At 71.8% G+C, this 10,321-nt stretch carries 8 protein-coding genes; 3 read left to right on the top strand and 5 right to left on the bottom strand.

From position 1 onward, the window contains the following. Positions 1 to 35 precede the first annotated feature (35 nt). A complete protein-coding gene (locus NE235_RS07825; protein WP_252800282.1) occupies positions 36 to 2,852 on the bottom strand; it encodes a lectin in 2,817 nt (938 codons plus the stop codon). A 230-nt stretch (positions 2,853 to 3,082) separates the two neighbouring features. On the opposite strand from NE235_RS07825, the gene NE235_RS07820 reads away from it, so the two are divergent. Continuing rightward, on the top strand, positions 3,083 to 3,718 hold the full coding sequence (locus tag NE235_RS07820) for a UbiX family flavin prenyltransferase (protein ID WP_252800281.1): 636 nt from the start codon (positions 3,083 to 3,085) through the stop codon (positions 3,716 to 3,718). A 13-nt stretch (positions 3,719 to 3,731) separates the two neighbouring features. Continuing rightward, a complete protein-coding gene (locus NE235_RS07815; protein WP_252800280.1) occupies positions 3,732 to 4,343 on the top strand; it encodes a UbiX family flavin prenyltransferase in 612 nt (203 codons plus the stop codon). Between the two features lie 34 nt (positions 4,344 to 4,377). Here NE235_RS07815 and NE235_RS07810 read toward each other — a convergent pair whose 3' ends face one another. After that, positions 4,378 to 6,147 carry an ABC transporter ATP-binding protein gene (locus NE235_RS07810; protein WP_308206037.1) on the bottom strand — a complete coding sequence of 590 codons (1,770 nt, stop codon included), beginning with the start codon at positions 6,145 to 6,147 and terminating at the stop codon, positions 4,378 to 4,380. A 139-nt stretch (positions 6,148 to 6,286) separates the two neighbouring features. Here NE235_RS07810 and NE235_RS07805 point away from each other — a divergent pair, with 139 nt between their 5' ends. Beyond that, complete coding sequence (locus NE235_RS07805) at positions 6,287 to 6,796, top strand: MarR family winged helix-turn-helix transcriptional regulator (RefSeq protein ID WP_252800278.1); 510 nt, start codon at positions 6,287 to 6,289, stop codon at positions 6,794 to 6,796. On the opposite strand, the gene NE235_RS07800 is transcribed toward NE235_RS07805, so the two are convergent. The 3 genes from NE235_RS07800 to NE235_RS07790 all read right to left on the bottom strand — a co-directional run bounded on the left by NE235_RS07800 (position 6,793) and on the right by NE235_RS07790 (position 10,309). Next, the gene (locus NE235_RS07800; protein ID WP_252800277.1) at positions 6,793 to 8,082 is read right to left on the bottom strand and encodes a patatin-like phospholipase family protein; all 1,290 of its coding nucleotides are present in this window, start codon (positions 8,080 to 8,082) and stop codon (positions 6,793 to 6,795) included. The genes NE235_RS07805 and NE235_RS07800 overlap by 4 nt on opposite strands. A 197-nt stretch (positions 8,083 to 8,279) precedes the next feature. Further along, positions 8,280 to 9,434: an MFS transporter gene (locus tag NE235_RS07795; protein ID WP_252800276.1), complete on the bottom strand. Its 1,155-nt coding sequence runs from the start codon at positions 9,432 to 9,434 to the stop codon at positions 8,280 to 8,282. Then, on the bottom strand, positions 9,431 to 10,309 hold the full coding sequence (locus tag NE235_RS07790; protein ID WP_252800275.1) for a family 3 encapsulin nanocompartment shell protein: 879 nt from the start codon (positions 10,307 to 10,309) through the stop codon (positions 9,431 to 9,433). The genes NE235_RS07795 and NE235_RS07790 overlap by 4 nt, the downstream gene beginning before the upstream one ends. Between the last annotated feature and the right edge of the window lie 12 nt (positions 10,310 to 10,321).

Below are 10,321 nucleotides of genomic sequence, written 5' to 3'. Positions count from 1 at the left end.
GATCTACACCTGCAACAAGACCGCCGCCCGGCGCGTCAGCCCGGCAGTGTCCACTGCTGGGCGGCGGTCTTGTTGCAGGTGTAGATCTGCAGCTGGGTGCCGTCCGTGGTGGTGCTGTTCGGGTCGTCGAGGCACTTGCCGGACTGCGGGTTGACGAGCGCCTTGGTCGTTGCGTCGTAGGTCCATTGCTGCGCGCCGGTGGAGTTGCAGTCGTACAGCTGGACCTTCGTGCCGTCGGCGGTGCCGCTCTGGTCGACGTCCATGCACTTACCGAAGGCCGTCAGGGTGCCGTCCCCCTGCACGGTCCACTTCTGCGCGTTGGTGTTGTTGCAGGTGTAGAGCTGGACGTGCGCGCCGTTCGCGGCGGAGCTGTTCGCGACGTCCACGCACTTGCCGGCGATGCCCGAGGTGATCGGGCCGGTGCGGGTCGTCGTACCGCCGCTTCCCGGGTACGACGGGGGCGCCGACGAGGCGGCGGTCGCCCAGGACGTGTTCGCCGTCGTGCCGAGCGTGACGGCCAGCGTGCCGCCGGCCGTCACCGCCGAGGCGGGCAGGTAGGCGTTGTTCCAGCCACTGCCGTTCCAGGTCGCGCTCTGCACGTACGGCGCGTCGGTCGCGGCCTGCGGCGCGTTGACGGTCAGCTTGTTGCCGGTGCTGAGGGTGATGACGACCTGGGTGAACAGCGGGCTGCCCAGGGCCAGGTCGGCGGTGCCCGGCGTCTCGGGGAACATCCCCATCGCCGACCAGACGTACCAGGCGCTCATCGTGCCGAGGTCGTCGTTGCCGACGCCCCAGCCGGTGGGGGAGTCCGGCCACAGCTTGTTCTGGACGTTCCGGATGACCTCCTGGGTGCGCCACGGCCGGCCCACGTAGTCGTACTCCCAGGGCAGTTCGACGCTCGGCTCGTTGCCGAGGTCGGCGTGGTCGCCGCCGCTGCCGTCGTACGCCGCGAGCACGTGGTCGAGGTAGCCCACCATCCCGGCGTTGCCGCCCTTCGCGTCCGCCAGGCCGCGGACGTTGAACGGCACCATCCCGGTGTACTGCCAGGACGTGCCCTCGACCATCTCGGTGCCGCTCGTCGGCGAGAAGCCGCCCGCCCACGATCCGCTGGCCGTACGTGGCTGCATGAAGCCGCTGGAGGTGTTCAGCAGGTTCTTCCAGTTCTGCGCGCGGTCGACGAACTTCTTCTGGTTCGCCGTGTCACCGAGCGCGCCGGCGAACGCCCCGACCGCGAAGTCGGCCGTGTCGTACTCCAGGGTCGTCGAGACGGACCCGTAGTAGTTGCAGCAGCCGTACGTCCCGTCGCTCGGCAGGTAGCCGATGCTCGACAGGTAGTTCAGCCCGGGCCGGTCGTCGTTCGCGGCCGTCGCCTGATGGATCATCGCGTTCTTCGCCGCGGTCGTGTCGAAGTCCCGGCCGCCGAACGCGTAGATGCCGGCGATGATCGGGGCCGCCGGGTCGCCGACCATGACGTACGACTCGCCGTTGGCCTGCGCCCATTTGGGCAGCCGGCCGCCCTGCGCGTAGTCGTTGACGGCGGACTGCGCCACGTCGCTCGCCTGCGCGGGAGCGATCATGCCGAGGAGCTGGGCCTGGCTGCGGTAGATGTCCCAGCCCGAGTAGTTGGCGTACTGCGCGTGCCCGGACGCGGCGGTGTGCACGGCGTTGTCGAAGCCCATGTACTGGCCGTTCGCGTCGCTGAACACGTTGGGGTGGAGGAGCGCGTGGTACAGGGACGTGTAGAAGACGTGCTGCTGCGCGGTGGTGCCGCCCGCCGTCTGGATCCTGCCCAGCACGCCGTTCCAGGCGTTATGGGCCGCCGTACGGGTGGCGTCGAAGTCGAAGTTCGGCACCTCGGCGTCCCGGTTGGCCTTCGCGTTCGCGTCGGAGGTGAACGAGATGCCGACCCGCGCGGTCACCACGCGGTTCGCGGTCGTGTCGAACGTCAGGTACCCGCCGTTCGGAGCGGCCAGCGGCGCCGCCGTGCTCGCCGCCGGGCCGTGCAGGCGAGGCCGTCCGGGCCGGTCCGCCGCGTGCGGCGACACGGCGGCGCGGGTGGCGCTCGCGGTCGACCGCTGCGCCAGCCGCCGGGCGCCGGCCTGCACGCCGGACGCGAGCCAGGTCCCGGTGCTGAACGGGTGGTCGAACGCCACCGAGAAGTGCAGCGTGTAGGAGTTGCCGGCGCCGCAGAAGCGGCCGCTGGTCACCGAGCCGGCGACCTCGGTGTTCCCGACGGTCTGCCAGGTCGTCGCGGAGTCGCCGTTCTGGCTGCCGGTCAGCTTGAACAGCAGGTTCGCCTGTGTGGTGGACGGGAAGGTGAAGCGGCCGATGCCGCCGCGCGTCGTGGTGGTGAGCTCGGTCTTGACGCCGTTGCCGAGCGTCACGCCGTAGTACCCGGGGGAGGCCGACTCGTTCGCGTGGGCGTACGCCGAACTCGCCGACCCCGGGCTGCTCACCGCACCGGTCGTCGGCATGATCGGCACGTCACCGTACGCGCCGCAGCCCGGTCCGGCCATGTGGGTCAGGCTGAAGCCGGTGATCGTGGAGCTGTTGTAGGAGTAACCACCGCCCAGCGCGCGGCTGGACGTGTCGGGACTCCACTGCAGCATGCCGAACGGGACGTCGGCGCCGGGGAAGTCGTTGCCGCCGTTGGTCGTGCCGAGGAGCGGGTTGACCAGGGAGGCGGGGTCGGAGACGAGCGCGGCGGCGCTCGCGGGGGCGGGGAGGGACAGCGCGCCCAGCAGGACGAGCGCGGGAGTGAGAACACGCAGGGGGCGGGAGCGCGCGGACCTGAGGAGACGGAGGGGGCGGGGGAGCGCGGGCGGGAGCGCCCGCGGGCGGGGGAGTGCCATCCTCGATTGCCCTTTCGCGGAGGGAGCCAGGGCGATGACAACGTTGTCGCCTGTTCTTATGCCAGCATTCAGGGCGAGTCAAGAGCTTTGTCATGAGTCGGCCATTTTCGTGCGCTCCGACGGTCCGGGCCCCGGCGGGCGGCAGGTTTTCGCCGTCTCACGTGCGGGAAGTCTTGCGAGGTCGGCCTCCCTCGGAGGCTTATCGCTGCGCTCACGGGGGAGCGGACCTCATGCCGGAAGACCGGAGGATCACGGTCGCGGTGACCGGCGCCGGCGGCGTCGGCGCGTCGAAGCGGCTGCTCGCCGCGCTCCAGGAGGATGACCGGGTCACCCACGTCGACCTCCTCGTGTCGGCCAACGGCCGCAAACTGGCGGCGCTGGAGTTCGGCACGCGGGAGGACCCCGACTCGGTCGCTCAGGCGCTGGGCGCGGCGTCGCCGAAGGTGCGCATGCTGGATCCGGCCGATCTGTCCGGCCCGGTGACCAGCGGGAGCTACCCGTCCGACGCGATGGTGATCCTCCCGTGTGCCGCCGGAGTCCTCGGCCGGATCGCCCACGGGCTGGCGCTCGACCTGATCGAACGCGCCGCCGACGTCACCCTCAAGGAGCGCCGCAGGCTCGTGCTCTGCCTGCGGGAGACCCCGCTGCACCTCGCCCACCTGCGCAACATGGTCGCGGTCACCGAGGCGGGCGCCATCGTCTACCCGATGATCCCCACCTACTACAACGTGCCGGAGACGCTGGCCGAGTTGCAGGACGAGCTCGTCGAGCGCCTGCTCCAGCTGCTCGGGCTGCAGCGCACCGACCGGTACCGCTGGGACGGCGTCAGCACACCCGCCCGCCGCGAGCACACCGGAACGCCCTGAACGGGAGGTGGCCGTGCGACTCGTCGTCGCCATGACGGGGGCCACCGGCGCGATCATCGGCGTGCGCCTCCTGGCCGCCCTGCGTGATCTCGGCGTGGAGACCCACCTGGTGGTGAGCCGCTGGGCGCGAGCCACCATCGCGGAGGAGACGCCGTACACCGTGCGCGAGGTCACCGACCTGGCCGACGTCGGCTACGCGCCGGACGACCAGGGCGCGGCGATCTCCAGCGGATCGTTCCGCACGGACGGCATGATCGTCGCACCGTGCAGCATGAAGACCGTCGCCGGCATCCGGACCGGCTACGCCGACGGGCTGATCGGCCGGGCCGCGGACGTCACGCTCAAGGAACGCCGGCGGCTGGTGCTGCTCGCCCGCGAGACGCCGCTGTCGACGATCCACCTGGAGAACCTGCTGGCGCTGTCCCGGATGGGCGCGACGATCCTGCCGCCCGTGCTCACCTTCTACAACGACCCGGCGACCGTCGCCGACGTCGTCGAGCACATCGTCGCGCGCACGCTTGATCAGTTCGGGCTCGAACTGCCGACCGCCCACCGGTGGACCGGGATGCGGCAGGACCCGCGCCGGGCCACGGCGACCGACGACTCCGTGGCCGCCACCGCGTGACCTGACCGGGCTCGCCGGCGCGGGCGGGTGGTGCTCAGGCCGAGCGGGCCTCGATCGCCCCGGGGTCGGCGGTCAGGCGGGCGTCGCGGCGCACGAGGGCGGCGTAGCGGCCGCCGAGGGCCAGCAGCCCGTCGTGCGTGCCCCGCTCGGCGACGCGCCCGTCGTCGAGCACGACGATCTGGTCGGCGCCGCGGACGGTGGACAGCCGGTGCGCGATGGTGATCGTGGTGCGCCCGGCGGACAGCGCGTCGATCGCCTCCTGCACGGCCCGCTCGGTCCGCGTGTCGAGCGCGCTCGTCGCCTCGTCCAGCACGAGGATCGGCGGGTCGCGCAGCACGGCCCGCGCGATCGCCAGGCGCTGCTTCTCCCCGCCGGAGAACCGGTACCCGCGTTCGCCGACGACGGTGTCGTAACCGTCGGGCAGCGCGGCGATATGCTCGTGGATCTGCGCGACGCGCGCCGCCTCGACCAGCTCGGCGTCGGTGGCGTCCGGCTTGGCGAACCGCAGGTTCTCCGCGACGGAGGCGTGGAAGAGGTAGGTCTCCTGCGAGACGACGCCCACGGCGCGGGAGAGGTCGTCGAAGGACAGGTCGCGGACGTCGACGCCGTCGATGGTGACGCTGCCCGAGGTCACGTCGTACAGCCGGGGGATCAGGTAGCTGAGGGTCGTCTTCCCCGAGCCGGTCTCGCCGACGACCGCCAGGCTGCTCCCGGCGGGCACGGTCAGGTCGACGTCGCGCAGGGTGTCGTCCGCCGCGCCCGCGTACCGGAATCCGACGGCGCGGAGCCGTACGTCGCCGCGGATCCCGCCGACGCGCGCGGGACGCTGGGGCTCGGCGACGTCGACGGGCAGATCGAGGTACTCGAAGATGCGGCCGAACAGCTCGAGCGAGGACTGCAGGTCCACGCCCACCTGGAGGAGCTGCACGGTGGGGCGGAACAGGCTCTGCTGCAGCGTCGTGAAGGCCACGAGCGTCCCGATGGAGATCAGCATGTGGCCGTTCCGGCCGGTGAGGCCCGTCGCCCAGTAGATCACCGCCGGCATCGAGGACATGACGATCTGGATGACGGACTGCCGCCAGCGGCCCGCCATGTTCGCGCGGACCTCCAGGTCGGACAGCGTGGCCGACTCGGCGGCGAACGCGTCGGTGAGCGTACGGGAACGGCCCATCGTGTGGCCGAGCAGGATCCCGCTGACCGACAGGGACTCGTGGACGATCGAGGCCAGCGTGGCGAGCTGCGCCTGGCGGGCCCGGGTGACGCGGCGGCGCTCCCGGCCGACGCGGCGGCTGACCCACACGAAGACCGGCATCATGATCAGCGACACGAGCGTCAGCCGCCAGTCCAGCGCGGCCATCGCGATGACCGTGGCGACGACGGTCGTCAGGTTCGACACCAGCGTGGTGGCGGTGGTGGTCACCGTCGCCTGCATGCCGCCGATGTCGTTGGCGATGCGGGACTGGACCTCACCGGTGCGGGTGCGGGTGAAGAAGGCCAGCGACATGCGCTGCAGGTGGGCGTAGACGGCGGTGCGCAGGTCGTGCATGACCCGCTGCCCGACCTTCGTGGACACGTACGTCTGCGACACGCTGAAGCAGCTGTTGGCGATCGAGACGACGATCATGCCCGCGGCCAGCACGGTGAGCAGGCCCACGCGTTGCCGGGGCAGCGCGACGTCGATCACCTCGCGGATCAGGAACGGGTTGAGCAGCGACACCAGCGATGACGCGGCGACGAGCAGGCCGACGAAGGCCAGGCTCCAGCGGTACGGCGCGAACAGGCGGACGACCCGCCGCAGGGGCACGCGGGGAGGGGCGGGGCGATCGCCTTCGGGAGAGTGGGAGTTCAACGGCGCCTCACGATTCAACCGGCAATGGCGATAACAGAGTAACACTCATACTGTGTCGCACTCAGTGTGAGTTTGCACCGGTATGCTCGCCGGTATGGATCAAGAGGAGTCGTCGGCGCAGCTCGCGGACCTGTTCCAGCGGCTGACCAAGCGCCTGCGACGGGCTCAGCTGGCCCGGCTCGCCCCTCTGGGGCTCACGCCCGCCCAGGAGCGGGCGCTACGCGTGATCACCCGCAGCGACGAGCCGCTGCGGATGACCGAGCTGGCTGACCGGCTCGGCGTCGTCCCCCGCTCGGTCACGACCGTGATCGACGCTCTGGAGCAGGCGGGCCTCGTCCGGCGCGCGGTCGACCCGGCGAACCGGCGCGCCATCCGGCTGCATCTCACCGACGCGGGACTGGCCGTACGGGAGGAGATGCGGCAGGCCCGCCGGCAGGCGAGCGAGGACCTGCTCGCGCCCCTGTCCGCCGACCAGCGTCACAGCCTCATCGAACTGCTGTCCGTGCTGGACGACGCCCCGGGGAGCGGCGGCCGGAAAAGCGGAAGCAGCCCACACGGCCGACCGGGTGGGCTGCTTCCGGGACGTGATCCGAAGAGTTCTTAGTCGCAAAGGCTCCAGATGTCGCCGTCCTTGCCCTTGGCGGGCTCGAGGACGCGCAGCGCGTCACGGCGGCCCAGCTCGATCGCCTGGTCGATGAACTCCTGCTCGAACATCAGGTAGCTCATCAGCTCGCCCCGGCTCATCGTCGGCCCGATGAGCGTGCTGAGCAGGCGCAGCTCGGGGTGCTGGAGGGCGCGCAGCCCGGCCATGCCCGTCGACAGGACGGTGGTGGCGAGCTGTCCCAGCTCGTCCACGTCGCCCGGAGCCGGTCCGGCGAAGAGGGAGTCGACGACGCGGTACTTACGGCCGGAGCCCCGGCTGATGACGCCCGTGCCGCCGGCCCGTACGAGCTGGTTGATGTCGCGGAGCGTGTTCAGGTCCTCCATCATGTAGTCCACCAGCGCGCCGTTGAGAAGCTGGGCGAACGTGTCCTGAACGGTCGGCGGCATCCCCGCGTGGTCGCGGATCGGCCTCTTCAGCCGCCGGCCGGGGTCGGTGGCGATCACGACGACGCGTTCGACGCCGAGCTCGAGCGCCGGCTCGATCGGCGCGTTCAGCCGGACGCCGCCGTCGATGTACCAGCCGTCGGTCTCCTCGGTCTTGATGCGCACCGGGGGGAACAGCACCGGGATGGCGGCCGAGGCCATGACGTGCTCGGGCGTCAGGTGTGCGTCGACGTAGTCGATCGCGCGGATCAGGTCCGGCTCGGGGGTGCGGATGTTCGAGCTCTCCAGGAAGATCTGCGTCCGCCCGGTGTGGCTCGCCGTGGCGGCGACGGCCACGGCCTGCACCGCCCCGGTGCGCAGGTTCTTGTGCAGGTCCCGCCAGTTCAGCATGCCGGCCAGCGCCGTGCCGAGCGGCCGGGTGTCCAGCAGGCCGCCGGTCATCGGGACGGGAACGTTGCCCAGCCTGAGCAGGTAGCGCATCGCCGCGAACGGCAGCGACGGCAGGACCGGCTTGAAGACCATGCTCCGGCGCACCGACCGCCACATCGCCAGCGCGCGCTCCGCGGCCTCGGTGGCGTCGAGATGCGCGAGGGAGGCGAAGAGCGCGGCGTTGATGGCGCCGGCGCTGGTGCCCACGTAGACGGACGGCCGGTAGCCCCGGTTGTCGAGTTCGGGCAGCAGGATCGACATCACCCCGGCCTCGTACGCGCCGCGCGCGCCGGCCCCCGCCAGGACGATGCCGACGGTGCCCTCCGCCGGCTCCTCACGCCGACCACGCTGGGACCGTTCCCGTTGCTCCTCGCGCTGCTCCTGCTGACGCGTCCGCTGAGCCGCTTCTGTCATCGGTGCCCTCCTCGAGTTCCGTGCCGTTTTCGGGACATGCGAGGGGGTCAACCACGCAATGCCCCGTCTCACGGCGGGGAACCCCAAGGGAACGCACAGGTAGTTCGCGGATTGCCCGCGAACTGCGGCCCGCGAGCGCGCCGGCCGGCCCGCGGCGGTGCGGCGGAGAACGCGTCAGGAATGCGGCGGGAACGGGGTCACGGCTCCTGCATCGCCGGCCTCCGCTGCGGGTTCGTCGTCCAGGACAGCAGCGCCGACACGACCGCGCAGGCCATCATCACCCAGTACACGGCCGGGTAGCCGGACGCGCTCGCGATGAGGCCGGCGAACGGGCCGCCCACCGCCAGCCCGACGTCCCAGAACGAGGTGAAGCCGCCCAGCGCCGCGCCCTGCTGCGCCGGCTCCGTACGGTTGATGACGAGCAGGGCGAGCGCCGGGAACAGCAGGGACAGGCCCGCTCCCATCACGAGCCCTCCGATGATCACCGTGACCAGGTTCGTGGCGACGGCGACGATCAGCAGCCCGACGGCCTCGACGACCGCCGACCAGAACGCCACCTGCCGGGCGCCGAGCCGGTCCGGCAGGTTGCCGATGACCAGGCGGACGCCCACGTACGTCACGCCGTAGGCGTTCAGCCCGGCGATCCCGTCGGAGACGCCGCGCGCCGCCATGTGCAGCGCGACGAACGAGGACAGCGCCGCGTAGCCGAGGGCGGCCAGTGACAGCGCGATGCCCGGCAGCACCGTGCTGGCCGGCAGGATGGCGGCGCGGGCCGTCGCCGTGGTCGCGGCCTGCTCCGGGCGTTCCCGGAGGGACACGACGAGGAACCCGAGCGCGCCGACCGCGACGCACAGGCCCCAGACGGCGGGGAACCCGCTCTCCCGCATCGCCACCGTGCCGAACAGCGCGCCGAGGGTGATCCCCAGCCACATCGAGATGCCGTACAGCCCGACGACCCGGCCGCGCCGCTCGGGCGGGCACAGGCGCACCAGCCAGGCCGCGCCGGAGGTGTAGACGGTGCCTTCACCGATGCCGTGCAGGACCCGGACGGCGACCAGGACCGGGACGTCACGGGCGGCGTAGTAGCCCGCGCCGGCGAGGACGCAGATCGCCGCGCCGGCCAGCATGACGACTTTATAGCCGTGGCGGTCGCCGAGCCGCCCCGCGATGGGCCGGGTGACGACCGCGGCGACGGCGATCGTCGCGGTCACGACGCCCACCTCGACCTTGTCGCCGTGCAGCTCCCGCAGCACGTAGAAGGGCAGGGTGGCGAGCGACGCCCCGACGCCGAGCAGGCAGCAGAAGATCCCGCCGAACATCGCGGCGTACGGGCGGTAGAAACCCGGTCTCATGCGGCGGCGCCCTCGGGGACCACGAGGTAGAACAGCGCGGGGAGGAGCACGGCGAGGCCCTCGTAGACCTCGGCGCAGACGGCGACGCCCGGCCGCGCGAAGGTCCCCGGCGGCGGTTCCGCCACGCGGATCACGGAGCGGCGGGCGTCGAGGAGCCGGGCGCCGACCGAGATGTCACCGACCAGGGCCGTGCCCGGGGGCACCCACCGGTTCCGGCTGATCTTCATGCCGTTGCTCGTGGCCAGCTCCGCCAGCAGCCCGTCCCGGCCGAGCAGGCGGTGGTAGAAGTCGTTCGGGTTGACGATCATCGCGTGCGGGGTGGCGCCGGTCTGCTCGATCTCGTCGCAGGCCGTCAGGACCCCGGTGACGTAGTCGCGGTAGGCGATCCGGGCGATGTCGGGGTGGTTGATCAGGCCGTACGGCCCGTTCGTCAGCGCCTGGTTCTCCGCGGTCGCCAGGCGCACGAGCAGCCGGTAGTCGAGGAACTCGGCGAGTGCGTCCGGGTCGCCGGCGAGCCCCTCGGGGATCTGCACCCAGGCCCGGATCGGGTGGACGCCCGCCTCGGCCATGCCGAACCGGAACGCCGACTCCCGGCGCACCTCGGCGTCGAGCACCGCTCCCGCGTCCTGGGGGTCCGGGCGCGTCTCGGTCCAGAACCGTACGACGTCCACGTCGACCGGGCGCACCCTGAGCAGGTTGCGGACGGTCAGCCGCGGCCGGTCCTTCGTTGGCTCGTGCGCCTCGGTGATGGTGTAGTCGAACCGCACTTCGGCGCGCCCGGGGTCGGCCGCGAAGGCCGCCGCGAACAACCGCCCGGGGGACTGCCGCAGCGGACCGGGGGTGGTGGCCTGCGCCGGCACTGTCTCTGTCGTCATGCCTGCTCCTGC

Source organism: Actinoallomurus spadix (assembly GCF_024055725.1).
GTDB lineage: Bacteria > Actinomycetota > Actinomycetes > Streptosporangiales > Streptosporangiaceae > Actinoallomurus > Actinoallomurus spadix.
Note: the sequence above shows the minus strand (reverse complement) of the source record. Positions and strands in the feature narration are given on the sequence as shown.